Annotated in this window: 17 protein-coding genes; 14 read left to right on the top strand and 3 right to left on the bottom strand. The window is 47.4% G+C overall.

Going from position 1 to position 25,466, the window contains the following annotated elements; all coding sequences use genetic code 11:
• The first annotated feature begins 46 nt into the window (after positions 1-46).
• The 8 genes from B9N86_RS23540 to B9N86_RS23505 all read left to right on the top strand — a co-directional run bounded on the left by B9N86_RS23540 (position 47) and on the right by B9N86_RS23505 (position 11,703).
• The gene (locus B9N86_RS23540; RefSeq protein ID WP_208915541.1) at positions 47-1,780 is read left to right on the top strand and encodes a cache domain-containing sensor histidine kinase; all 1,734 of its coding nucleotides are present in this window, start codon (positions 47-49) and stop codon (positions 1,778-1,780) included.
• The gene (locus tag B9N86_RS23535; RefSeq protein ID WP_208915540.1) at positions 1,773-2,948 is read left to right on the top strand and encodes a response regulator transcription factor; all 1,176 of its coding nucleotides are present in this window, start codon (positions 1,773-1,775) and stop codon (positions 2,946-2,948) included. Before B9N86_RS23540 ends, B9N86_RS23535 begins: the two co-directional genes overlap by 8 nt.
• Positions 2,949-3,091: 143 nt before the next feature.
• Entirely contained in the window at positions 3,092-4,369 is a 1,278-nt protein-coding gene (locus tag B9N86_RS23530; RefSeq protein ID WP_208915539.1) for an ABC transporter substrate-binding protein, read from the top strand.
• 22 nt (positions 4,370-4,391) lie between these two features.
• Positions 4,392-5,390: a carbohydrate ABC transporter permease gene (locus tag B9N86_RS23525; protein ID WP_208915538.1), complete on the top strand. Its 999-nt coding sequence runs from the start codon at positions 4,392-4,394 to the stop codon at positions 5,388-5,390.
• Positions 5,387-6,199: a carbohydrate ABC transporter permease gene (locus tag B9N86_RS23520; protein WP_208915537.1), complete on the top strand. Its 813-nt coding sequence runs from the start codon at positions 5,387-5,389 to the stop codon at positions 6,197-6,199. The genes B9N86_RS23525 and B9N86_RS23520 overlap by 4 nt, the downstream gene beginning before the upstream one ends.
• A 36-nt stretch (positions 6,200-6,235) precedes the next feature.
• Positions 6,236-9,334, top strand: coding sequence for a beta-galactosidase subunit alpha (ebgA, locus tag B9N86_RS23515; RefSeq protein WP_208915536.1), 3,099 nt, complete (start codon positions 6,236-6,238; stop codon positions 9,332-9,334).
• Between the two features lie 50 nt (positions 9,335-9,384).
• Positions 9,385-10,626, top strand: a complete 1,242-nt coding sequence (locus B9N86_RS23510) for an MFS transporter (protein ID WP_208915535.1) — start codon at positions 9,385-9,387, stop codon at positions 10,624-10,626.
• A gap of 153 nt (positions 10,627-10,779) precedes the next feature.
• Positions 10,780-11,703 (top strand): alpha/beta hydrolase, encoded by a 924-nt coding sequence (locus tag B9N86_RS23505; RefSeq protein ID WP_208915534.1) that lies wholly within the window; start codon positions 10,780-10,782, stop codon positions 11,701-11,703.
• Between the two features lie 255 nt (positions 11,704-11,958).
• Here B9N86_RS23505 and B9N86_RS23500 read toward each other — a convergent pair whose 3' ends face one another.
• On the bottom strand, positions 11,959-13,008 hold the full coding sequence (locus B9N86_RS23500) for an S-layer homology domain-containing protein (RefSeq protein ID WP_208915533.1): 1,050 nt from the start codon (positions 13,006-13,008) through the stop codon (positions 11,959-11,961).
• Positions 13,009-13,427: 419 nt separating this feature from the next.
• Here B9N86_RS23500 and B9N86_RS23495 point away from each other — a divergent pair, with 419 nt between their 5' ends.
• The gene (locus tag B9N86_RS23495) at positions 13,428-14,327 is read left to right on the top strand and encodes a putative RNA methyltransferase (RefSeq protein ID WP_208915532.1); all 900 of its coding nucleotides are present in this window, start codon (positions 13,428-13,430) and stop codon (positions 14,325-14,327) included.
• Between the two features lie 178 nt (positions 14,328-14,505).
• Here the strand turns inward: B9N86_RS23495 and B9N86_RS23490 are convergent, their stop codons facing one another.
• Entirely contained in the window at positions 14,506-15,453 is a 948-nt protein-coding gene (locus B9N86_RS23490; RefSeq protein WP_208915531.1) for a helix-turn-helix transcriptional regulator, read from the bottom strand.
• Between the two features lie 149 nt (positions 15,454-15,602).
• Here B9N86_RS23490 and B9N86_RS23485 point away from each other — a divergent pair, with 149 nt between their 5' ends.
• The 4 genes from B9N86_RS23485 (at position 15,603) to B9N86_RS23470 (ending at position 22,175) form a co-directional block, all read left to right on the top strand.
• On the top strand, positions 15,603-16,088 hold the full coding sequence (locus B9N86_RS23485) for a DinB family protein (protein WP_208915530.1): 486 nt from the start codon (positions 15,603-15,605) through the stop codon (positions 16,086-16,088).
• 334 nt (positions 16,089-16,422) lie between these two features.
• On the top strand, positions 16,423-17,952 hold the full coding sequence (locus B9N86_RS23480) for a DUF4127 family protein (protein WP_208920677.1): 1,530 nt from the start codon (positions 16,423-16,425) through the stop codon (positions 17,950-17,952).
• Positions 17,953-18,279: 327 nt separating this feature from the next.
• Positions 18,280-20,838 carry a beta-mannosidase gene (locus B9N86_RS23475; protein WP_208915529.1) on the top strand — a complete coding sequence of 853 codons (2,559 nt, stop codon included), beginning with the start codon at positions 18,280-18,282 and terminating at the stop codon, positions 20,836-20,838.
• Between the two features lie 419 nt (positions 20,839-21,257).
• Positions 21,258-22,175 (top strand): hypothetical protein, encoded by a 918-nt coding sequence (locus B9N86_RS23470; RefSeq protein WP_244562821.1) that lies wholly within the window; start codon positions 21,258-21,260, stop codon positions 22,173-22,175.
• A 235-nt stretch (positions 22,176-22,410) separates the two neighbouring features.
• Here the strand turns inward: B9N86_RS23470 and B9N86_RS23465 are convergent, their stop codons facing one another.
• A complete protein-coding gene (locus B9N86_RS23465) occupies positions 22,411-23,640 on the bottom strand; it encodes an ROK family protein (RefSeq protein ID WP_208915528.1) in 1,230 nt (409 codons plus the stop codon).
• A 305-nt stretch (positions 23,641-23,945) separates the two neighbouring features.
• Between B9N86_RS23465 and B9N86_RS23460 the strand changes: the two genes are divergently transcribed.
• Positions 23,946-25,466 (top strand): sodium:solute symporter family protein, encoded by a 1,521-nt coding sequence (locus B9N86_RS23460; RefSeq protein WP_208915527.1) that lies wholly within the window; start codon positions 23,946-23,948, stop codon positions 25,464-25,466.

Genomic DNA, 25,466 nt, shown 5'->3' with positions numbered 1-25,466 from the left:
CCATGCTATGATGGATAAATAAGTTAGGACAGCGGGGAGTGTAACCATGAAGCTTCATCTTCAACGAACTAAAAAGTTTTCCGACAGGATCTTCTCCGGCACATACCACAGCATACGAACCAAGCTGCTTTCCAGTTTTTTAATCGTTACACTTATACCGCTGTTTTCGCTTGGCGGTCTGTCATATTATCAATCCGCCCGTGTGATTAACTCTCAGTTTGGCAAATACGGAGATAATGCGGTAGCGCAGTTGGAGCAGCAAACCAGTTCAACGTTAAATCGGATGAAGCAGACGGCGGAAACCATTTATTCCTATTTGCTGGATCCTGCCCACACGGGGATCGGTAACCGGGCGCCTTCAACTTATAGTGAAATTGTGGAGAAGAACGATTTTGAATCCCTATTGAAATCTCTTCGGACTCATTCGACCGCCGGCATCTACATTATTACAACGTCGGGCTACTATTACGGGGAGAACAATCTGGATGTTGCCAAGCTTGACAATATACCTTTATGGAAAAAGAGACCTGAGACGTACACCGGAACCTATTGGCTCGGATTTTACAAGCAAGATCATGCGATAGAGAGCGGTGAACCTGGTGTACCTGTCATCGGTTTAGCCGTACCGATCCATCATCCAAACAAAGCCCAGAACGGCAGTATTATTCTGATTGAGGAAAATGCCGAGGAACTGCTACATATGTTTAAAAAGTTTGAGGCAGATACCCATGCCCATCTGCTCATTAAATCTCCTGATGGGACCGTGGTTTATGAGACAGATTCGGCCTATGATCCTAAAGAAAGTGATATTACATGGACACGGACGCTTGCCGTAAATCAATGGACCATGGAAGCAAGAATTCCGGCGAAAGCTTTCTATCAGTCCTCGGGTGTCATCCGAGCTAATACGATGGTGGTCGCTATCATTTCCTGCCTGCTCGCTTTCGGAATCGCCTATTTGTTCTCCTCCCGTTTCACCTCCAGGATAAGAAGACTGAAGGATTCCATGCAAAAGGTCAGCTTCGGCAAGCTCGATACCCGAACGCCGATTGAGGGCAAGGATGAGCTTGGCAGCTTGGACATTAGCTTTAACCGGATGGTTACGGGGGTTCAATCGCTGATCGGTGAAGTGGAGCAAAGCGAGAGGCTTAAGAAGGAAGCGGAGCTTCGGGCCTTTCATTATCAGATCAACCCACATCTGCTGTTCAATACGCTGAACTCCATACAGTGGAAAGCCCGGCTGGAAGGGGCTGAGGATATCCGGCAGATGCTGTACCATCTAACCATGGTGCTAGAGGGTAATCTGGACATTTCTCAGGAGCTGGTTACTGTGGGGAGGGAGCTGCGCATGATTGAGCACTTTCTAAAAATCCAGGAAATAAGGTACGGGGACGTTTTCCGTTATAAGCTGGATTGTGAACAATCGCTCCGTCAATATGTCATACCGCGCATGACGCTGCAACCGCTGTTCGAAAATATTTTTTTCCATGCTTTTGTAGATGGCAAAGGGGAAATTAATATGAAGATCACCGAGAAGCAGGGAGATCTTCTGCTTACGCTACAGGATAATGGGGCAGGAATTACGGAGGAAAAGCTGGCGAAGTTATTCTTGCATGGCGAGAAACGTAGTGGTCGCGGCGGACTTGGGGTGCGGAATGCCGACCAGAAATTCAAGCTGCATTTTGGACCGATGTACGGACTATTCGTACATTCGGTTAAGGGTGAAGGGACTATTATCACCATTCGGTGGCCTAAGAGAGAGGAGTCTTCCGATGAATAGTACAAAAAAAATTAAGGTACTGATTGCAGATGACGAGAGCATTGTACGCAAAGGACTACGCACGACAGTAGATTGGGAGCGATTCGGGATGGAAGTCGTGGCCGATGCTGCTAACGGACAGGTCGCCTGGGAAGCTTTTTTGGAACACCGTCCCGAGGTTGTCATTACGGATATTGTCATGCCTGAAATGGATGGAATTGAGCTATCCCGTAAAGTGAAGGAAGAAGCGGAGGAAACCAAAATCATTCTGCTCAGTTGCCACCGGGACTTTGAATATGCCCAAGAGGGAATACGGCTTGGAGCTTCGGGATATTTACTGAAAACAGCTTTTGAGGATGAAGAGCTTGAAGCGATGCTGAGCAAATTCCAGCGGGAAATGGCCGACGCCCCGGTTTCCAGTCTTGAAGATGAGGAACGATTATCGACGCATCTTTTTGCATGGCTTAATGGTCACAATGATAAGTTTTTGGAGGAAATCCAGAAGCTACGCCGCAGTAGCTGGAAGTTTGATGGACAGTCCTTATACCTTTATCTGGTCAAGACTGCGGGGTGCGGTAGGAATTGGGATGATATTCTTCAGGTTCAGGAGATATATGACCAGAGCATGTGTGAGGGCAAGCTTATATCGTATGGTGCAGACAGATGTTACTGGGCCGTTCCTGAATCGCTTAAGGAAGACGCAGACAGCCTGCTGGTTGAGATCAAGAGTGGATGCGGGCAGCTGAAATGGAGTGTGCAGGGAATTCTCCGGGATTGTGAAGATTTGAAGGAAGCATTTCTGTTGCTGCATAAGGAAGCCGAGATGGAGCGGATATACGGACTGACGGGCGAAAATTGGCCTGAGCCAATCTGGCACGCTATTCATTTACTGCATGAGTTCCCGGCAACGGACTGGTCGGCTGGGGAACTGGCACACAAGGTAGGATTAAGCCGCAGCCATTTTTCAATTCTGTTCAAAAAAACGGTAGGGGACAGCTTCGTCGCTTTTCAATATAAACGAAAGCTCCGGCTCGCCTATTGTCTGCTGCGTGAAACGACATTGACAATGCAGGAAATAGCAGAACGAACGAGTCTTGGAGACAGTAAATATTTCAGCAAATGGTTCAAACGATGCACGGGTCAGACGCCAAGCCAATACCGTACCGAACAAAAAAAGGAGTTATTCTGAACAAATAAACACCCCTCTCTAACAATTCGAACAAAATAACGATATTTTGCATATCGGTGCACGTTTTGAACCGCTTTCATTCGAGTTATGATGAAAGCGGTTCAATTAATAATGGCCTCAATACTTTAGGGGGAGCTGACAATATGAAAAAAAGAATGTCATGGATGACTCTGGTATCCATTGTGGCACTAATGGGAACCATGCTGGCCGCGTGCGGGGGTAACGGAAGTTCCGATGCGGATAAGGAAAAGGGCGGAGATTCGCCAGCAAAAACCACCACACTTCGGTTTGCTACCTGGGATTCAGGAGATACGCTCAAAATCGAGCAGGAAATCGCCAGAAAATTTGAAGAAAAGAATCCGGGAATCAAAGTGCAGGTTGAAGCCTATGCGGATGGTTTCGATCAAAAGCTTGCCGCAGGCTTCGGTGCAGCTAATCCACCGGATGTGATGTATATGTGGGATTTCCCTACGTATCACCAATCGCTGGAGCCACTCGACAGCTATGCAAGCGATGATAAGGACTTGAATATTGATGATTTTTATCAGGGATTGTTCAACTACGGGAAGATCGAGGATAAGCTGTACGGTATTCCAGCTGGCTTCACAACCCGGGTGGTCTACTATAACAAGAAGCTGTTCGATGAAGCGGGCATTGCTTATCCGAAAGATGGATGGACATGGGATGAATTTCAGGAGATCGCTCAGAAGCTGACGGATAAATCCAAAAAGCAGTACGGCTTTGGTGTTCGGGCTGAAAACGATACGTATGATCTTCAAGGACTGGTATGGAGTAACGGAGGTTCCTTTGTTTCGGAGGACGGAAAGACGATTGAAGGCTTTATGAACAGCAAAGAAACTGCGGATGCGATTCAGATGCTGGGAGACATGATCAAGAACGGCTCTGCCGTGCTTACCGGCGGCAAGGGACAGCAAAGCGGAGAGGATATTTTCAAAGCCGGGAAGATCGCGATATGGGAAAGCGGAATTTGGCCACTGGAAGGCTTCAGAGAGGCCGGTATTGATGTAGGTACCGTGGAGATGCCGGCATTCCCCGGCAAGCCTGTTAAAGGAATCCTCGCGGAATCCGCGCTGTCGATTGCAAAAGATTCCAAACATAAAGACCTTGCATGGGAGTTCATCAAATTTTACGTGTCGGATGAAGCAATTAAAATGCGGGTGGCTGACCTCCCTGTCCGGGTAAGTGTGGTCAATGAGCTGAAGAAGGATCAGGACCCGCTGTACAAACCGTATTATACGATGTTGGAGCGTTCGGATAATACGCCGGCTTTCCTGCTGAATCTGAAGTGGAATGAAGTGAACCGGCAGCTGTCGGCGGCTGTGGAGTCCGTTATGTTTGGAAGCAGCGCACAGGAAGTGCTGAACCAGGCGGTTAAGGATAGCGAACGTTATTTGAAATAACATGTAGAAAGAAGGTTCGGAGATGGCCGAGACCCATGTGCCCCACTCACAAAAGCAGACAGCCGCCCCGAAACGATTGGGAAAACAAAGATGGGGTGGGGCTACGCCCTACCTCTTTATTTTTCCATGGATATTCGGATTTGTTGTATTCACCTTAGGACCACTGTTATTTTCCCTTGTGATTTCGTTTTTTGATTGGCCGATTGTCGGTAAAGTGACCTTTATCGGCATAGACAATTATAAGGAAATGTTCTCTAATGATCCGTTGTTCTGGACATCACTGATGGTCACTTTAAAATTCGCGGCTTTGTTCGTACCGCTTAATATCATTGTGGCCTTGGGACTTGCCATGCTGCTGAACCAGAAAGTTAAAGGGAGCGCGATCTTTCGCACAGCATTCTACCTGCCGTCAGTTATTTCTGGTGTAGCTCTTGCCATGATCTGGTCCTGGGTGTACAGCGGGGATTATGGAATACTGAACTACTTTTTATCAGTGTTCGGTGTCGAAGGACCTGACTGGCTGAACGATACGAAGTGGTCTTTGGTAGCGATGGTCATTGCAAGCCTTTGGGGTCAGGGCGCCATGATGCTTATTTTTCTGGCGGGGCTTAAAGGAATCCCCAAGGATTTGTATGAGTCGGCATCCATAGATGGAGCGGGAAAGATCAGACAATTTTTTAGTGTGACGATACCGATGATAACGCCAACGATTCTTTTTAACTTGATTACTTCCATTATTGCTGCCTTCCAGCAGCTAACTCTCGCTCTCCTGCTCACGGGCGGAGGACCGATGAAAGCTACGTATTTTTACGCAATGTACATGTACGAGAATGCCTTCAAATACTTTAAAATGGGTTACTCTGCAGCGAACGCATGGTTCATGTTCCTGATTATCCTGACATTGACGTTCCTCGTGTTTAAATCGTCGGAGGCCTGGGTGTTCTATGAGGGCGAGATGAAAAAGAGCCAGCCAAAGCCAGCCAAAAAGGCTAACGCCAGTAGAAAGGAGCAATCCATATGAAAAAAGTGCTCACGTACGCCATGCTCATATGCTGCTCCTTGTTGTTCATTGCCCCCCTGTTCTGGGCGGTAACAACAGCGCTGAAGTCACAGCAGGAGCTCTATCTGTTTCCTCCAAAATGGTTTCCGGAAGTATGGCAGTTTAGCAACTTTGCGGAGGCATGGAACATTCAGCCCTTCAATATGTTTTTAAAAAATACGTTGATTGTTACGGTGCTGGCTACGCTTGGACAGCTGATATCTTGCACACTGGTGGCTTACGGGTTCGCCAGATTCGAGTTTAAGGGACGGGATACTCTGTTTCTCATCGTATTGGCTACCATGATGATTCCATGGGAAGTGACCATGATTCCACAATACATGGAGTTCAACTACCTGGGCTGGATCAACACATTGAAGCCGCTTATCGTTCCGTCTTGGTTCGGCTCCGCTTATTTTATTTTCTTGCTGCGCCAGTTCATCATGACCTTGCCGAGGGATCTCGATGAAGCGGCGACGATTGACGGTGCCGGAAAAATGACGGTGTTATTGCGGATTATCGTGCCGCTGATGGGGCCTTCCCTGATTCTTGTTGCCGTGTTCCAAATGATGAGCTGCTGGAATGATTATCTGGGTCCACTCATTTTCCTGAATGATCAGACGAAATACACGCTCACGCTTGGATTGTCTCAGTTCAAGGGGATGCATGGCGTCGATATGCAATCCATTATGGCCGTTACATGCTTGATCTCCATTCCACCGCTTGCTGTATTTTTCTTTGCTCAGCGCTATATCGTCGGCGGAATCGCAACTACAGGGATAAAAGGATAGATAAATATAGATCACTTGGAAAGGATGGAGACATAAATGAAGGACAATCGTTTAGGCCGGGACTGGGAACAACTCGGCGTTCTGGAGCGAAATCGTTCTAAGAGCCGTGCTTATTTTATCCCGTTCGCAGACACGGCAGGAGCTTTAAGTTATGACAGAGGCAGATCAGATTGGTATAAATCGCTGAATGGGATGTGGAAATTTCATTATGCGGAGGAGCCTGAAGCTGCTCCGGAAGCTTTTTATCAAGAGGATTTCGACGTGTCTGAGTGGGAGAATATTCCTGTTCCAGGACACTGGCAGCTGCAGGGCTATGGAAGTCCGCACTACACGGACTTGTATTACCCGTTTCCGGTGGATCCGCCGCATGTGCCAACTGAGAATCCGACAGGCAGTTATGTGCGTGAATTCCAGCTTCCGGATTATTGGGACGGTAGAAAGATCTGCGTCAAATTCGACGGCGTGGACAGTGCGTTTCATGTATGGCTGAACGGTTCATTTATCGGCTACAGTCAGGGGAGCCGGCTAACCTCTGAATTCGATCTAACGCCTTATCTTAAACCTGGAATCAACAAGATGGCGGTCCGGGTATACCAGTGGTCCGACGGAAGCTATTTGGAGGATCAGGATATGTGGTGGTTAAGCGGCATTTTCAGGGACGTTTATCTGATTGCTGAACCTGCTGCCCTCCGCATTGCTGATTTTCGCGTTATCACAGAGCTGGATGCCGAGTACCGAAACGCCAATCTGAACGTCCGGATGGATCTGGAGGGAACTGAATCCGCAGGAAACGTAAAGTTGCAGCTGCTCAACCGTACTGGTGAACAGGTTGCAGCTGCTGAAAGGATCATTGCTCATTCCTCTATGGAGGAGTTTGAACTGGCAGTGGAGGAACCGGCCTTGTGGAGTGCCGAATCCCCGACCTTATACCATCTGGTCATCACTTTGATGGATTCACAGGGCCAACTCTTGGAGACCATCGCACAGCGCGTCGGATTCCGCTGCATAGAAGTGAGGGACGGCCAGTTCCTGGTGAATGGAAAGGCCATTTTACTCAAGGGAGTAAACCGCCACGATCATCATCCAGATACGGGAAGAACCGTTACATTGTCCACGATGCAAGAAGACATCCTTTTAATGAAGCAGCACAATATTAACGCTGTGCGGACGGCTCATTATCCGAATGATCCTCGGTTCTACGATCTGTGTGATGAATATGGATTGTATGTTATGGAGGAAACGGATCTGGAGACACATGGATTCGAGCTGCTTGGCAATATTTCACGCTTAAGCGACGATCCGGATTGGAAGGAGGCCTACGTCGACCGGGTCCGCCGAATGGTGGAGCGGGACAAAAATCACCCGTCCGTTCTGTTCTGGTCACTTGGCAATGAATCCGGGTTTGGGTGCAATTTCCGTGCGATGGCTCAGTGGTGCAGGGAGAACGATCAAACGAGGCTGATTCATTATGAGGAAGACCGGGAAGCCGAGGTATGTGACGTGGTAAGCACCATGTACTCATCTGTCGAGAAGATGGATGCTTTCGGTAAAATGACGGATCATCCCAAGCCACATATTTTGTGCGAGTTTGCCCATGCGATGGGCAACGGCCCGGGCGGACTGCGACCTTATTTCGATACCTTCGAAGCGCATCGACGTCTGCAGGGTGGCTTCGTATGGGAGTGGATCGATCACGGGCTAAGCAGAAAGACAGCGGACGGCAAGGAGGATTATGCTTATGGTGGGGATTACGGGGATGTGCCGAATAACGGCAATTTCGTAATCGACGGTTTAGTGCGTCCCGACCGTACACCCTCCCCTGGACTTCTGGAATACAAGAAGGTCATTGAACCGATCCGTGTCGAAATGCTCGATAACAGACGCCTTCTCGTTATGAACCGATATGATTTTATTACGCTGGGTCATCTTCAGGCCCATTATCGGATTCTGGCGGAAGGCCGACTTGTTCATAGTGGAGTAATGCCGATTCCCCGTATTGAACCCGGAAAGGGTGAAGAGATCTTAATTCCGTTGAACGCGGACGAGATCGAGGCCGGTGTCGATCCGCATGCGGAAATGTGGCTTGAAATTTCCTTTACGATAGCTGCGGATTGCCGCTGGGCTGCGCGAGGGCACGAGGTAGCTTGGTCTCAATTTACGCTGCGAGCCCCAGCGGTTTCTCAGTTCAAATTGGACCCGATACGGCAACAAGAGCTCCGCTTAACTGAGGAGAAGCGAAGACTTATTGTCGAGACCGATCGTTTCCAGCTTTCCCTGGATTCACTTCATCCCGGTTTTGAGTCCCTGCGTTTGAACGGTAAGAATATCACGCTTGGTGGGCCGCGGTTGAATTTTTGGCGTCCGCCGATTGATAACGATATGTATGTGCTACCGGATTGGCGTAAAGCGCATCTGGACCGGTTGACGGAGCGGATTGACCATTTTGAGTGGAAGAGACTTGATAATAATTGTGTTCAAATCCAGTGGAATTCCCGCATCGCGCCACCGGTTTATGATTGGGGTTTCCGCTGTGAAACATCATATACGATTACTTCCAGTGGTTTGATCATAATGGACGTGAAGGGAGAACCGATAGGAACACCACCCGCCATGCTCCCGAAAATCGGGCTTCAATTGAAGGTCGCGGGAGATATGAAGAATGTCCGGTGGTACGGCAGAGGACCGGGTGAAAGTTACCCGGACAGCAAGGAAGCAGGGCGCTTTGGTGAATACCGGAGTACGGTAGACGGTTTGTTTACGCCTTATATTTATCCGCAGGAGAACGGTAACCGTACGGATGTCCGGTGGATCTCTATTGCAGATGGTGCTGGGACGGGCCTTCTTGCCACGGGTGTGCCTGTTCTCAATTTTAGCGCAAGCAGGTACACCGATATTAATCTGGAATCAGCCATGCACATAAGTGATCTTGTTCCGAGCAATTTTATTACACTCAATTTGGATTACCGCCAGAACGGGCTTGGAAGCAACAGCTGCGGTCCTGCACAATCCCCCGAGTATACCGTCAAGCCGGAACCTTTCCAGTTCCGTATTCTTTTACAGGCCTATGCGGCGGAGGACACGGATCCGGGGGCACTAAGCTACCGAATGCGTTCGGAAGCGAAAATATATGAATAAGATTGTTATTCGTATAAGGTTGCACCGGATTTCAGGAAAAGGGGAATGACATGTCCTTTTACATCAAAGACCTGCTTCAGCTGTCTACGGGTGTACGCCGTTTTCTCATTAGCGAAGCATTTTACGGTGTAGGTATTGGTCTATACACACTTGTTCTAAATTTACACTTGCTTTTTAGAGGTCTTAGGGAAGATGAGATCGGAGCGTTGGTGTCCACGGGGATTCTGATTATGGGGGTTCTTGCCATACCCGTGTCAATGCTAGCAAATAGGATAGGGAGAAAGAAGCTGCTTGTAGCCGGAGTATTCTTTATCGCGGCAGGAAATGTTCTGTTTGCGGTCAGTGAGGAATTGATTTGGTTTTATGCTGCTCAAATTCTGGTGTCCGCCGGTCTAACGCTTGTCGAGACAACAGAGATCCAGTTGCTCTTCCATTATTGCAAGTCCCGGAAAGAAGAGGCACGCGCATATTCTCTAATGTTTGCTGTCTTTACTGCCTTTACGGGCTTAGGTACCTTAGCTGCCGGTTACATTGCGAAAGGTTTTGAGGGGAGCAGGGGATATGAAGTTACTCTCTTGCTGACCGCTTTGGTGCTTGTACTGCATGGAGTCATAAGAGCGTTTTGGCTGCCAACGGAAAGGAAGAGATCACAGGAGGAAGCGATAGAAAAATCGCCCTCTGGAGGATTTTCCATATTAATGGCTAAAATATCGTCCGGAACCTTGTGGCTGTTTGCTGTGTTTACGGCTTTGCTTGGAGGCTCTATCGCTCTGACAGGCTCTTTTCTGAATGTCATTGTAAAGTTCCGTCTGGACTGGATGGATGATCAGGTATCACTTCTACTGGCAATCAACGGTATCGTATTGTTTATCTGTTCGTTACTGACTCCATATATTATGGAACGATTCGGATACAACATAGCCATCATTTCCGTTTTTGTGGTAAATATCTTGCTGTGTGTATCTCTATACATGATCATGCCGGTATGGCTGTTTGGGGTTATGTTCTTGCTGCGCGGCGGAGGTGCGACGATGCTGTCTAACCTTCTGGATAGTCTGCTGATGTCTGCATTTAAAGATGAAGAGCGAAACTTATACGCAGGTATGAGATCGGTTTTCCGAAGTTTAGGATCGTCGTTAGCTACTTTTGTCTCCGGCTTGATTTTGTCCGTACAAAACTATCAGCTTCCTTTTTTGGCGACGGCTGGAGCCCTTCTGGCATGCGGATTGTATTATATTTGGTGGATTCGTCCGGTATTGTTCAAGAGAATAAGCGGCAGTATTGGAGCTTGATGTTGAAGAAGCAGCCCTGATTATAATGAAGGGCTGCTTTCTTTATGTCAGATAAGTTTATTGCTCGTTTTTTTTGGGTGTGACGGAAACATAGGTTCGTGTATGATAGAGATAGAATTAATCATTGCAAAAGAAAGGGAGGAACATACATAGATGACTGAACTCGATCGTTTAGAACCCGGAATAAGGGAATCGGTAGAACAATTTATTCGCGCCGGCCGCCCGTCGGCCAGGCTTCAAACCTTTGAGGAACGCCGCCAGGGTTATTTGGCGACAATTGATCTTGCCGGAGAGGCGGAGCCTGTCTGGAGGATCGAAGACTTTAACTTTGACGAGGTGCAGCTGCGGATTTACAGGCCGCAGGATGAGAGTAATCTTCCCGTGATGATTTATTTCCACGGTGGCTGCTTTGTGAGCGGCGATCTCGAAACGCATGACCGTCAGATGCGGCAGTTGGCTAACCAGGGTCGCTGCCTGGTTGTAGCCGTACATTATCGGCTCGCACCGGAGCATCGTTATCCTGCCGCCCATGACGATGCCGTGAAAGCGATACGGATCGTTAAGGAGCAGGCGTCCGCTTGGGGCGGGAACCCGGACAAGCTGACCCTAGCCGGAGACAGCGCGGGAGGGCATATCGCCCTTGTGGCTTCTCTGCGGTTGAAATCGGAGGGACTGTCATGGATTCAGCGTTTGATCTTGATCTATCCGATGTTGGATGCGAATGGCTCCAGTAAAAGCTATGACCAATATGGCGACGACTACATTGTTACACGGGATATGTTGCTCAGCGGATTTGAAGCGTATTTTGAGGGAAATACAACTCCCGAACATCCCGAAGCCAGTCCCTTATATAGGGATGACTTGGCCGGGCTCCCGGATACATATATATTAACGGCGGAGTTTGACCCACTGGTCGATGAAGGGGAGGAGCTTTACCGCCGCCTGTTGAAAGCGGGGGTGAATGCCCAGTGCCAGAGATATCTGGGGGTAAATCACGGTTTTTTCCAGCTTGGCGGAATTAGCCCGGCAGGACGCAAGGCAATCGGAGACGTAGCCGCTCTAATGAGGAGCTGGTAGGAATAATTCAGGAAATTCGGGGGCAAGAGTGATTGAGGATCGAACTAAAGAAGTACCTAGCTTCAACGGAGAAGGCGGAATCATGCTGGAGAAACGAAGTGGTCCCCTTTATCCCCGGATTTAACCATACTATACTATCCGTTCTGGAAAAATCTGGGGATAACAGGGATCGGAAGGATGATCCGCAATCGTAGTGCTGAAACAGAGATCAAGGAGTTTATATGGCTATCTCATCATGAAATGTAAGCACTAAGGTTATGCGCGGGCAACATCCCACCATTTATAGTAAACCTTGATTTGTCCTTCCGGGCTGGAGATAAGAGGATCAATGACGATTGTCTTTCCACTAACCTTCAGCTGAATTTCCTTTTTGTTTTTGACCGCTGAATCGATCTTGGTCAGAAGATAGCTTTTATCGATCTTGAAGCCGTACAAATCCAGTACGTCCGAAAGCATATTACGCTGTGTGCTGTCGTTGCTGTCGGACAGAGATATGCTGCTGAACGACAAGATTTGAGGTTCGAACTGCACAGTAACTGCATTATCGACCTGACCTTGTTGCTTCGTTCGGGTCATGACTACACGGCTGTCGCCGTCGTCGTAAATGCGATATCCGCTATATTTTGTGAACACGTTCTGACGGATTACTATGTACATGTTATCCCGGTATACATCCCATTCTGTCGGAAGTTTTGGGAGGCTGGCCGTAGGGCTGCTTTCGGTTGGGCGGTCGTACAGGTTGGACATACCGTGATTCGTTAGATTTTTAATGAGCTGGAGCACTTCTGCCCGGGTGATGGTCTCATGGCCCATATATCCCCGGATCGTGTTCTCGCCCTTAATCCGTCCTAGTGCATACTTTTTGCCGAGCACGTATTGAATGGCCTGATCTCCTGAATAGTTGACTCCATCCGCACTGGACACAAGTTCTGCGACTTGGGCGCGTGTAATATAGGTACTCCGAATCTTCTTGTCTGCAAAACCGCGGACCGGATAATTTTTAAAATGAAGGAAGTTATAATATTTATCCGACCAGAATTCGGTCAAGTAAGTCTCCTCTAAATCCTTGCCCGCGATGCCGACCACGAGCATACGGATGAACTCCGCTTCGGTCACATTTTGGTTGGGCATAAACGTACCATTCGCATACCCATTCACTATTCCTTTCTCGACTCCCCACTCAATAGTCGCCTTCGCCCAGTGGTTGTCAGTATCGCGAAAAGTTACACCCGCAAATACTTGGCTTGATCCTAAAAATAATGACATAACCAAAAGCAGGGGGGCAAATAGTCTTAGCTTCAACATCTACAGTCCTCCATCTAATATGCTAAATTTCTACAAATTACATTGTATAAGTCGATATTTCGAGCGGTCAAGACATACAGGACCGGATATATAAAGATGGTTAATTCTAACTAGGAATATTCTGGAACCAACATACTAAAGGACTAAACATCACTGGAGTGATGGGGAAGTAAAGAACTATTTCGTAATAGGACGCAGGGAGGGAGGGATCGCAAGCCTAGTTGGCTGACCGGGGAGAGGGTTACTCGGATAGTACATCGTTAATCGCTGGGCAGAAACCGCTGGCCTGTCTTAGCCACTTGCTGCATTTGTCGTAAATGGAACGAGGAGTGTGTTATGATAACCGGAGCGGATGATCCGCGATATTTTCCAGCTTTCAGATGAATTTGGACCTACAGATAATGAATGGAGTGTTATACATGACCAGAAGCGGGAAGTTGTTAGCAAGTGCCCGGCTTATGGAGCAGAATGAAGCGTTGTTCAGATGCCCGGTATGTCAAGGTGCTCTGAGAGTAGACGACGGGAAAAGCCTGCTCTGTGTAAACCTTCACCGGTTTGATCTCGCCAAGCAGGGCTATGTCAATATGCTGACAAACCCGTCCAAGACAAAATATGACAGACGGATGTTTGATGCGCGAAAAATGATAAATGAGGCGTCTTTTTTTGAGCCGCTGCTGGTCCGGTTGAGTGAAATCATAAGTCGGCGACAGGAGTCGGTCCAGGACAAGGAAATAGTTCTTCTTGATGCAGGATGCGGAGAAGGATCTCACCTGACCGCATTAAGGAAGAAGACAAGCTCTCTTGTAAAAGAAGAAGTTCTGGGGATTGGAATCGATATTTCGAAAGAGGGCGTCCAAATAGCCGCGCGGGATGACGGGTTAAATATATGGTGTGTTGCTGATTTGGCAAAATGCCCGTTTGCTGACAAGTCGTTTAACGTTATTTTGAATATATTATCGCCTTCCAATTATGCGGAATTTGAAAGATTGCTTACGGATGACGGGATACTGATCAAGGTTATACCGGACAGCGAATACCTGAAGGAATTGCGTACCTTGCTGTACAGGGAAAGTGAGCGCCGGGAATATTCCAATGAGCAGACCGTGGAACTGTTCAACCGAGGCTTTGAGCTGCTGCATCAGGAACGGCTCCAGTATAAGGTCAGCCTCGATCCGGTACAGTTGGAGCATTTGATTTACATGACGCCGTTATCCTGGGGTGCAGCGGAAGAACAGGTTCGGCAAGTTCTGAATCATGATCTAAGCGAAATCAGCTGCGATTTCTCTATCCTGATTGGAAGAAAAAAAGAGAATAGTTAATGAGAAAGCGCCTGGTTCTTTTGAAGAGAATCAGGCGCTTTTTTTGGTTATATAAGAGATCAGCGACAATAGAGTAGATTGAACTAAAGAAATAGAAGTCTCCAACGGAAGAATAATCCGCATTCGTAGTGATGCTCAGGCTAAGGGTCTTTAGTGTAACAGTTGAATTCGATCTGTCTCATTCATATTTTGCCATAATGTCAGACAAGATGTCTTTCATGCAGCGGATCAGTTCGGGAGGCTCTTTGACAGTCGCCTCTCTGCCCAGTCCGATGAAGAACTTGGCGAAATATAAAATTTCGCTTTCTGGGATATTTTGCTCTATCCGGCCTGTACCGTCCTGGTAGATGTGTATGGTCGGCACTGGCCGCAACTCGTTCTCACATCGCTGAACACCTTCCCGACTGAGCTCTACGGCAATATTTATATAGGAAGGGGTCTGTCTCGTTAACGAATCCCAATTGCCAAGGTGGATATGGCGGTGATCCATAGGTAAAATCCCGCTGGTGTCATACTCCGCCGATTGAATTCGGTCGCAGCGGAACAGACGGAAATCCTTACGCAAAAAGCAGTAAGCAGGACAGTACCAAAACCCATTGCTGGCATAGATGCCGACCGGCTGGATATTTCGGTGCGAATAACCACCTTTGGATTCATACTGAATCGTGATAACCTTTTGCTGCACAGCTCCATCTAACAAGATCGACAAATATTCTGCTTTTTGCTGCCGGGTCGGTGTGAAAATGTCCATACGGTTTTTGATCTGGTCAATCCGGTCACGCACATCTCCAGGCATATAAAAGTAAAATTTGTTCAGCGCTGAAGAAGACTCAGCTTCAAAGGGCATAAATAGATAGTGACGCAGGGCATGACTGGCAAAAAACATGGCAACTGCCTCTTCCTCGCTGAACGCAATCGGAGGTAGGATTCGTTCATTGAGAACCTGGTATCCGCCATGTGGCCCGACTTCAGAATAGAGGGGCACTCCTAGCTCACTTAGCTCCTGCAGATCTCTTAGGATCGTTCTCTGAGACACTTCGAACTGGTCGGCAAGCTCTTTCGCGGTAAACTTCCGCATCCGGTTGACGGTCATCATTAACTCTATGAGTCTTTTGGATTTAGACATAGCTATAACTCCATCGATTTATTTTAAGGTTTTTAAATTTTTTTCGTAATAGTGACAATAGTTGTCACTATTATAATCTACAATAAGTACTAAGCCCAGAACATAGACGGCGAAATGAAGATGAATATTATGGAAATGGAGTGAATCACATGAACACGACTAATGAAGTAAAGCATTTATTGATTGAAGAGCTGGAGCATATCGTTAGAACCTCCTGCAATCTCATCCGCAAAATATCACCCGAGCATTGGGATTACAGACCCGCCGACAATATGAGAAACCTTCAGGAACTCGTTCATCATCTTGTGTCGGTACCGGCTGTAGACCTGCTTATTCTTCAAGAAAAAAGCGAGTCAGAAATCCGCGCACTCGAAGTGGAAATTGCTGCTGGAACAGATAAAGAAACGCTCATCGGCTGGATGAACTCCGGCACAGTGGATGTAAAACACTACATGGAGAAACTTTCGGAGAAGGAGTTTTTGCATAAGAAAACAAAGCCATTTTATCTGGAGCACGGATCTGTACAAGCTAAATGGCTGATCGAGATTGTTACCCATACACAGCACCACCGGGCACAGATGTTTAACTACCTGAAAACTCTGGGCTATGAAGTGAATATGTTTGATCTATACTAAAGCTCTTCAAGGGCGAATACCTAATGATTCACCAATACATAGAATCGGCTGCGGCCGATTTTTTTGTATACTGAATTTTAGAATAAATTGTTCGTAATATATAAATAAAAAGGAAAAATATTCCCCTTAGCTAGTTTTTCTATGATAAACTGATCCCATGATCATCAGAATTGAAAGCGTTTTATAAAAGCGAGGGTTATCCCAGGTGCTGTTTAAAGTAAATCGCTGCTGGAGAAATCCTGCATGAAAGCTATTCCCTCTTGTCAGGCTGAGGTAGAAAGATGAGGGAGGTTGTGGTTTACCGGATTATCCTGTTGGGAAAAAGGAGCGCTAAATTGTGGAAAACGTAAAGATTGTATACCTGCCGTTGGATGAACGACCATGTAATTATGAGTATCCTGCTTTACTGATTAACGGAACCGGAGTGAATTTGGTTAGGCCGGATTTGGAGATTATGGGACAGAAGAAGCAGCCAGGTGATACAGACCGGCTCGGCGTCTGGTTGGAGGAGGAATGCAAGAATGCAGACGGCGCTATCGTTGCATTGGATACGCTGCTGTACGGTGGCATTGTTCCTTCCCGACTTCATGATCTGAACGAAGAGGAAATAGGCAAACGTATAGATCGTTTACGTGGACTGAAGAGGCAGAACCCTAAACTTAAGCTGTTTGCTCTGCATCTCATCATGCGTTGTCCTCAATATTCCAGCTCGGATGAAGAACCAGAGTATTACGGGCTGTATGGACGTGAGCTGTTCCAGAAAGGCTATATTACTCATCGCCATGAGCTTGGCTTGGCATCCGAAGATGAGCTTGAGGAGCTGCGGCGGATCGAGAAGGTGCTGCCGGAAGAGGTAGAAACCGACTATCTTGGGCGTAGGGCTCTTAATCGTGCTGCCAATCAGGCAGTACTTCGGTATGTTGAGGAAGGTATTATCGACTTCCTTATTATCCCGCAGGATGATTCGGCGACTTATGGCTGGACCGCCAAGGATCAGCAACTCCTAAGAGACGAAATGACGCTGAGGAATGTGGAACTGTCTTCCTTGATGTATCCGGGTGCGGATGAAGCGGGATGCACGCTCATAGCCCGAATGATCAATGAAATGAACGGCGACATGCCTTTTGTGTATCCACGTTTTTCAGGTGTAGGGGCCCCTTTCGTGACGCCGCTATATGAAGACAGGCCGTTGTTCGAAAGTGTGAAATATCAGATTTTAGCGGCTGGTGGACAAGTGGCGGCGAGTGCCCAAGAAGCAGATATGATTCTGCTCGTAAATGCTCCTGGAGCTGAGATGACCGAATCGAACAACCAGCCTTCACCGGAGGCCTCCTATCAAGTACTGCGTAACGCTGTGGAGTTGGTGGAATACGGCAGCTTTATTATGAAGCGGTTCCGCAAGCCTGTAGCGGTTGGGGATGTGGCCTATGCTAATGGAGGGGATTTGCAGTTATTAAAGCTGCTCCGCCAGAAGGGAATGTTGTTCGATCTTGCGGGGTATGCCGGATGGAACACAAGCTCCAACACGCTTGGAACTGTCATTGCCCAGATGATGCTCTTTACCCGTTACGGCAGAACCGAAGGGCACTTGGATTTTCTGGCCCTCCGCTATGTGGAGGATTGCGGTTACTGTGCTTCCGTCCGTAAATTACTGTCACAAGGTCAGGTTCAAGAAATGGGATATTCTTATTTTGAGATTGACGGAAGACGCGGCCAGATCGCGTCACTGGTTAGAGAAAAGCTGGAGCAGTTCATTCATGAACATGTGGATACAGAGAATACAAGAGTTAAAATTATAGATGTGTACATGCCGTGGAACCGGATGTTTGAAGTTGGTGTTACAGTGAAGGTTACTGAGGATTGAACCTCTCATAGCTAAAGCCACGAGATTCCTGCGCTCTCACTTCCTAATGAAGTGGAATTAGCAGGCTATCCCCGTAAGAACAACCTTTTTGCTAACATTTTGTTTCATAATAGGGACGTATAGTTAACAGGGCAGGGCCTTTTGGACCTGTCCTGTTCCTTATTCTAGCGTATGGACAGAATCAGATTATGGAAGAGTAATATGATAATATTTTTATAAACTAAAAAGTAATATGATAATGTTATTAAAATTATAATAACGTTATGATAATTTTATTGACGATAGAAAGATATGGTGCTATATTTTGGGCGAATGGAGGAGGCTCATATGAAACTACAATTGTTGGATAACTGGACGTTTAAAGCTTCTGATGAACAGGAATGGTTGCCTGCCCGAGTTCCGGGATGCGTACATACCGATCTGCTTCGAAATGATAAAATTCAAGATCCATTCTATGGAACGAATGAGCATGACCTGCAGTGGATTGATAAACAGGATTGGGAATATGAAACAAGTTTTGAGGTTTCCGATGAACTGATGGCAGAGTCCCGTCTGGAGCTAGTATTTGACGGGTTGGACACTTATGCGGATGTGTATGTGAACGGAAAGGCTGTTCTGGCTGCGGACAATATGTTTCGCTCCTGGAAGATTGATGTCAAGGAACGGCTCGTGCCAGGAAGCAATCATATCCGTATCGTCTTCCGTTCCCCGATTCAGGAGGATCTGCCAAAGCTAGAGAAGCTCGGATATGCACTCCCGGCAGATAATGACCAATCTGAAGTAGGAGGGCTGGGCGAGAAGAAGGTTAGCATCTTCGCTCGTAAAGCACCATATCATTACGGTTGGGACTGGGGCCCGCGGTTTGTGACGAGCGGAATCTGGCGGGAGTGCCGGATCGAGGCGTGGTCAGAGGCAGTGATTCGTGATGTGTTTATTCATCAGGAACAGGTGACGGCTTCGGTTGCCCGAATGAAGGCGGTTGTAACGGTTGAGGTAAATGATGATTTTGATGGAACTCTTATTGTCACAACAGCAGGACAGAAGTGGGAAAGAAAGACACAGCTAACCGGCGGCAGTAACACGATAGAGCTTGCTATGGAAATCAAGGAGCCTAAGCTATGGTGGTGCCGGGGTCTTGGAGAGCCGAATTTGTATGAATTCCGTGCGGAACTCCAAGCAGAGCAGCGGACGGTGTCACACGCTTCAGTACGGACCGGACTTCGCAGCGTCCGTCTCGTTCAGGAGGCAGATCAAGCTGGCACATCGTTCTACATCGAATTGAACGGGACACCTGTATTTGCCAAAGGTGCGAATCATATTCCGAATGACAGCTTCCTAACTGAAGTAACGGCAGAACGTTACCGTCATGAGATTGCGTCTGCTGCCGAATCCAATATGAACATGCTTCGCGTTTGGGGCGGAGGCATTTACGAAGAGGACATTTTCTATGAGCTGTGTGATGAAAATGGGTTAATGGTGTGGCAGGACTTTATGTTTGCCTGCAGTATGTATCCCGGGGATGAAGCGTTCCTGAATAGCGTTCGGCTGGAAGCAGAGGAGAATGTGACGCGTCTGCGCAACCACCCGAGCATTGTGCTCTGGTGTGGAAATAATGAGATTGACTCTGCATGGGCGCATTATGATGAGAAAGCGGGCTGGGGATGGAAGCAGCAGTACAGCAATGACATTCGCGAGAAGTTATGGAGAGATTACGAAGCCATATTCCACGAGATATTGCCAGAGGCCGTCGGCAGATGTGCACCAGGTGCTGAGTATTGGCCGTCTTCTCCGCTCGTGTCACTCAGCAGGGACAAGAACCAGCATGCTAATCCCGAAACCACGAGTGGCGATATCCACTATTGGGGAGTGTGGCACAACAACGAGCCGTTTGATAACTATAACGTATATGTGGGACGCTTCATGAGTGAATACGGTTTTCAGTCGTTCCCAGAACCCAAGACGGTAAGAACGTATGCTGGTGAGAGCGATATGGAGCTGGAATCCAAGGTTATGCTGGCACACCAGAAGAACGGAGCGGGGAACCACTTGATCAAAAGTTATATGGACCAGTACATGCATGAGCCGAAGGATTTCACTTCGTTTCTGTATATGAGCCAAATGCAGCAGGCGGAAGCGATGAAGACAGCCATTGAAGCGCATCGTCGTAATAAGCCGTACTGTATGGGTACGCTATATTGGCAGATGAACGACTGCTGGCCGGTCGCTTCCTGGGCGGGCATGGATTATTTGGGCCGGTGGAAGGCATTGCAGTATGTTGCTAAGCGCAGCTTCCGTGATGTCTGTCTTGCCGTAGAACAGAAGCAGGAGGAGGGCATCGTTTCAGTTCATTTGATTTCCGATGTGTCTGCACCTATTGAGGGTATCCTGCGGCTTGAGCTGATCAGTTTCGAAGGGAAAGAACTGCACGCATTATCTCTTCCCGTGCAAGTCAATGCGCAGGCGGCTTTAATAGTGTATCAGACTCAGGTTGATGAACTCCTGAGCGGACACAATCCTTCCTCGGTCGTCCTCCGCGTAGAGTTAGAGCTGGAAGGGGACGTTGCGGACAGCAAAGATCATTATTTTGTAACCGACAAGCATCTTCTGCTGCAAACCCCTGACATCACGGTCAGAGAGGTTCAGGGTAACGGCGGTACGGTTGTTATTGTGGAGAGCAATGTGTTTGCACGCCAGGTATGGCTGTCTTCAGAACAAGAAGGCATTTTCAGCGATAACTTCTTCGACCTGATCCCTGGGAAGCCGAAGAAGATTTCCTTTAGCTCCCGTCATTCTAGCGAGACAGCATTCATTCCGGCGTCCCCGGGAACAGTGAAGGTATTTTCGATGGCGGATTGCATCCATTCGGAGTCCTTAGCAGCACGGTGATCTACGATTTGTGCATATTATCTTTCAGAAAAAACAAGAGCAGGTCATCCGAGATTCATTCTTGGGTAGCTTGCTTTTTTTGTGGTCTACGGTGTATATGTCCCCGAATTTCTTCGTTATGAATTCACTCAGGAATTTTCAGAGAAGAGCGACTGTAGGAATGTTTTGTAAGCATAGCGTCTCATTACAGACAGCGGGGGCCTAGGTCAGCAGACCTTTTGATCATTTAGATAACCAATGGAAACGTAGTCCTAGACGTTCGTGATTATTCCCCAGGAAATGACATTATTGAAGCTTAGGAGTTATTTTGTTAGTGCAAAAGTATGAATTCGGCCTTTTACTATTGGAAGACAGACTACCATTAGGTAAAATATTCCTTGGTTTCCTTATGCAAAACATGATCAGGAGGTTATAGCTCAATGAAAAAAATGTTCTTATATAAGTTCATGCTTATGGTGTGTGCGCTTTTGATTGCTTCCGCGGCCATACTCCCTGCTTCCGCTGTTGATGCTGCGGATAAAAAATGGATCAATCAGGTAAGGAGCCAGTACGAAACTTATAACAAAAAGACAGTAGATGCTTATAAAGCATATCAAGAGCGGATCGACAAGGATTTCAAACAATTTAATGATTCCAGTAATGCCGTATTGGATGCACTGGAGAGCAAAGTCCTTTCAGACCAGAAGGTTTGGATTGAGAAGCTGGAAGCTGACTATGAGCAGTTTGATCAGCTATATGGAAACAACCGTGAAATGGCTGATGATTTGAAAAGGTATAGAAATTATATCAATCCGGGGACTTATAACAGCCCGATGTGGAAGTACTCCACAGCAGCTAACCGAACGCATTATAACAGCACGCTATGGAAGCTGGATAAAGCGCTAAACGACACACATTTTGATAGCTATATGTGGAATTACAGAAAAACAATCAACCCTGCACATTTTGATAGCGCTGCCTGGAAAATGAAAAATAACGTGAGCGATACCTCTTTTGACAGCAACATGTGGCATCTTCGCAAACTCTCGAGCGATTCTTCTTTTGACAGCACGATGTGGAAATATAGTAAAGGGAAATTAAGCAAGACTCAAGCCAAAAAACAATATGATAAATTGTTTAAAGAATTGACGACGGCGCTTGCCAAATACAATACAGCGCGGAAAAAAGACATTACGGATATGGCCAACAGCACGAAGAAAAAAGTGAATGAACTGCATGACCAGACGATTCAGGCATTGGAATCTCAACGTGAGAAAACGTTGAAAGAAATATCCGAACTTCGGAGGAAGATTGCTGGGGAAGGGCTGCAATGGGAGCCATTGCTCGTTACTCCTTAATGCAATAGAACAACGATAGTATTTTCAGGAGAGCGGTCGATGCTTCAGTTTCACTGCTAGAGGCTCTCAAAGCTCAGTATGGTGCTTGCATGACAGCGATTGATCACAGCACCACAGGCCAATTGCCGGAGGAGTTTGATAGAGCTGCGGTTGAAAAGAACGAACAAGAATACAGGTAGATTCACAAAAGAGCCATGGAAGGATTAATCCCTTCATGGCTCTTTATCATTCCGGTCTACTCGTAGTTTTCAAAATTCTGGATGATGGATAGTGCGGCGCCGACCGCCGGATTTTCCCGGTTCTGGACAAATAGAATATCGGTATGTTCATAAGGAAAGCGCAGCGTGTTACCTTGAGTCAACCTCATTGTAATCTGCTTGAAGTGCTCGCTATCACCATAAGGGCTGTCGATTACGATCTGTTTAGGATTGCAAAGATGGATAATGTGTGTGAGTGCCGTGCTTAAGTATTGGCCGACTTCCGTATACACGCGGTCCTCCGGAGTTAACCCTTCCCAGGCATTCAAGGGAGCATCGATCAGAACGGATTTGTCTTCCGTGTTCCGGTCAGTTACAGTGTTACCCCAAGGGGAGACATGTGCCTCTGATTCCGTATTAGAGATTGCGTGTGCTCCCGTATATTGCTCTGCTTCCAACTGCTGCAGGCGATGGCGTACCGCCTTGGTACGAATCAATGCTTCAAGGCATCCGTTTCGTCCACATTGGCAGAGGGGACCTGTGGGATCAATCATTAAATGGCCTACTTCACCAGCCGTCCATGATCCGCCGAAATGGAGCTTGTCCCGGATCAGAAAGGCTCCGCCAACCCCCTCGTCAATACGTATATAAAAGGTGGAATCAGCCGTTTCTGTTTCTAACTGCTGCAGTGTGGCAAGAGCGCTTGCCTTAACGTTGTTCATCACCTGTAAAGGCAGGGAAATATGGAGGGAGAGCAGCTTGCTCACATCAACATCACTCCAGCCTAAATGCGAAGAGTAATGCACAAACCCTTTGTCCGGGTTCACGATACCCGGCATGCCCACTCCGACACCGAGTGTCTCCGGATGTTTGCTGAGTAGCGCAGCGGTTCTGCGCCCGATCTCGTCCAGACAGCGACCGGGTTCGGAGGTGTTCAGGGTGAAGATTTCCGAATCTATAACCCGGGAGTAATAATCGGTTACTACGAGAAAACCTTGATTGTGCTGAATCAGAATTCCGACCGATTTGAGAGAGTTCGGGATGATCTTAATTTTGATTTTGGGCCGTCCGGCAGTGGATGTCTCATTTATGCCGATTTCCTGAATGATGTGCTGTTTGATGTATTTTTCTACGATAAGAGATACTGTATTTTTACTGATTTTAAGATGACGGGCGATGTCCAGGCGTGAGCTGATGCGTTCTTTCCTCAGAAAGGCCAAGACACGTTTCTCATTTTGCTGCCGTAAGACTGCGGTTCCTTTCGTCATTTCATAACCTCTTCTGATTAATTTTGGTTGGAGAGTACTACAACTATTGTAACAGTGAAGGATTGACATTCCAAAGACCTTATAGTATTTTATAGAAAATATTTAGTCCTATATAAGGATTAATATTCGAATCGATGAGGAGAGGGGCGAAATCATAACAAGTATGAAATGATATGCACCGACAGAGGCTTTTTTCGCATATAAATTTGTAAACGCTTACTGATTAAATCGATAGCTTGGATTAAATACAGTTATAGCTATACATGTTGCTAGCCAAAGCCATTCATTGAGGAGGTTAGTTTATCGTGAAATTAGCAGATCTGATTGTCATCGGTGTGTATATTGTACTTGTCATAGGTGCGACTTACTGGTCTTTGAAGCAAGTAAAGAACAGTAACGATTTTTTTGCGGCGGGGGGCAAGCTGCCTTGGTGGTTATCGGGGGTTTCTCACCATATGTCCGGCTATAGTGCTGCGGTATTCGTCGCTTACGCGGCCGTAGCTTATAACTATGGGTTTACGATGTATGTCTGGTGGGCCGTTCCGATTGCGATCGGTGTGTTTGCGGGATCCATTTTGTTCGCTCCGCGCTGGGCAAGACTCAGGCTGCGGCTGAACATCGAATCGCCGATGGAGTATTTGTCTATTCGGTATAATGTGCCTACACAACAGCTGATGGCCTGGAGCGGGGTGCTGCTAAAAGTGTTTGACGTAGGGGCAAAATGGGCTGCGATCGCCGTGATTCTAAATGTGTTCACAGGGCTGGATCTCGTGACCGGTATTATCATTTCCGGGGCAATAGGTCTGTTCTACACGGCTATCGGAGGGTTATGGGCAGATGCGCTGAATGATTTCGGACAGTTTATTGTCCAGCTGATTGCGGCCGCTGCCATGATTGTTGCCGTAGCAACGCAATTGGGAGGATTCGGTGAGCTGCTAACGATGTGGGACCGCTTGCCAGCCGAAAATTCTATGCCGCTGCGGGAGCCGTACACGTTAGGATTTGTCCTGGCTTACCTGCTCATATATACGTTCAGTTACAACGGAGGGACGTGGAATCTAGCTCAACGGTTCATTGCCTCCCCGCGGGGAAAGGACGCCCAAAAAGCTGCTCTTTTATCGTCTGTTCTGTATCTTGTCTGGCCGCTGTTTATTTTTTACCCGATGTGGGCAGCTCCGATCTTGTTTCCAGGTTTGGAAGATCCGACGAAATCGTATTCGATTATGGCAACGGAACTGCTGCCAAGCGGACTGGTTGGGATGGTGCTTATTGCGATGTTCACTCAGACACTTGCAATGACTTCGTCTGATGCTAATGCTATAACGGCGGTGGTCACGCGAGATATTTTACCTGCCATGTTCCCAAAACGGTTTAACAAAAATAAAACTTCTCTGTTCGCCGTAAGACTAACCGTACTCATCTTTATATTGATTACCGTTGTGATCGCCATGAACGCAAAATCATTCGGCGGTGTATTGGACCTGCTCATTATATGGTTTGGAGGCTTAGTCGGGCCGATCTCCATTCCGATGCTGCTCGGTTTGCTGTCCTGGTTCCGCCGGAGCGGTTCGGCAGCTGCAATTACGTCCTGGTGCGCAGGGATCATCGTGTTTATTCTGGTTAAGTTTGTAATTCCGGATCTGAGCACGGCTGCGGTGGTCGCTTCGCCTGTCTTAACATCGCTCGTTATTTATGCGGGAATGGGCTGGCTGAACCCGAACAAAAAAGTACGTCCGGAAGTGGATGAGCTGCTAAATGCGCTGAATAACGATGAAGATGCTGTACGAGGCAAGCCGCCTGCAGGAACAGCCATCGATGCAAGCTGA

It is taken from the genome of Paenibacillus uliginis N3/975 (assembly GCF_900177425.1).
Taxonomy (GTDB): Bacteria; Bacillota; Bacilli; order Paenibacillales; family Paenibacillaceae; genus Paenibacillus_AQ; species Paenibacillus_AQ uliginis.
Note: the sequence above shows the minus strand (reverse complement) of the source record. Positions and strands in the feature narration are given on the sequence as shown.

What these genes read in the sequence shown, in the direction of transcription:
- B9N86_RS23475 (WP_208915529.1), top strand. Translation starts at nt 18,280, where the DNA reads ATGAAACTACAATTGTTGGATAACTGGACGTTTAAAGCTTCTGATGAA.
- B9N86_RS23525 (WP_208915538.1), top strand. Translation starts at nt 4,392, where the DNA reads ATGGCCGAGACCCATGTGCCCCACTCACAAAAGCAGACAGCCGCCCCG.
- B9N86_RS23505 (WP_208915534.1), top strand. Translation starts at nt 10,780, where the DNA reads ATGACTGAACTCGATCGTTTAGAACCCGGAATAAGGGAATCGGTAGAA.
- B9N86_RS23465 (WP_208915528.1), bottom strand. Translation starts at nt 23,640, where the DNA reads ATGACGAAAGGAACCGCAGTCTTACGGCAGCAAAATGAGAAACGTGTC.
- B9N86_RS23485 (WP_208915530.1), top strand. Translation starts at nt 15,603, where the DNA reads ATGAACACGACTAATGAAGTAAAGCATTTATTGATTGAAGAGCTGGAG.
- B9N86_RS23500 (WP_208915533.1), bottom strand. Translation starts at nt 13,008, where the DNA reads ATGTTGAAGCTAAGACTATTTGCCCCCCTGCTTTTGGTTATGTCATTA.
- B9N86_RS23470 (WP_244562821.1), top strand. Translation starts at nt 21,258, where the DNA reads ATGAAAAAAATGTTCTTATATAAGTTCATGCTTATGGTGTGTGCGCTT.
- B9N86_RS23495 (WP_208915532.1), top strand. Translation starts at nt 13,428, where the DNA reads ATGACCAGAAGCGGGAAGTTGTTAGCAAGTGCCCGGCTTATGGAGCAG.
- B9N86_RS23520 (WP_208915537.1), top strand. Translation starts at nt 5,387, where the DNA reads ATGAAAAAAGTGCTCACGTACGCCATGCTCATATGCTGCTCCTTGTTG.
- B9N86_RS23540 (WP_208915541.1), top strand. Translation starts at nt 47, where the DNA reads ATGAAGCTTCATCTTCAACGAACTAAAAAGTTTTCCGACAGGATCTTC.
- B9N86_RS23510 (WP_208915535.1), top strand. Translation starts at nt 9,385, where the DNA reads ATGTCCTTTTACATCAAAGACCTGCTTCAGCTGTCTACGGGTGTACGC.
- ebgA (WP_208915536.1), top strand. Translation starts at nt 6,236, where the DNA reads ATGAAGGACAATCGTTTAGGCCGGGACTGGGAACAACTCGGCGTTCTG.
- B9N86_RS23490 (WP_208915531.1), bottom strand. Translation starts at nt 15,453, where the DNA reads ATGTCTAAATCCAAAAGACTCATAGAGTTAATGATGACCGTCAACCGG.
- B9N86_RS23535 (WP_208915540.1), top strand. Translation starts at nt 1,773, where the DNA reads ATGAATAGTACAAAAAAAATTAAGGTACTGATTGCAGATGACGAGAGC.
- B9N86_RS23530 (WP_208915539.1), top strand. Translation starts at nt 3,092, where the DNA reads ATGAAAAAAAGAATGTCATGGATGACTCTGGTATCCATTGTGGCACTA.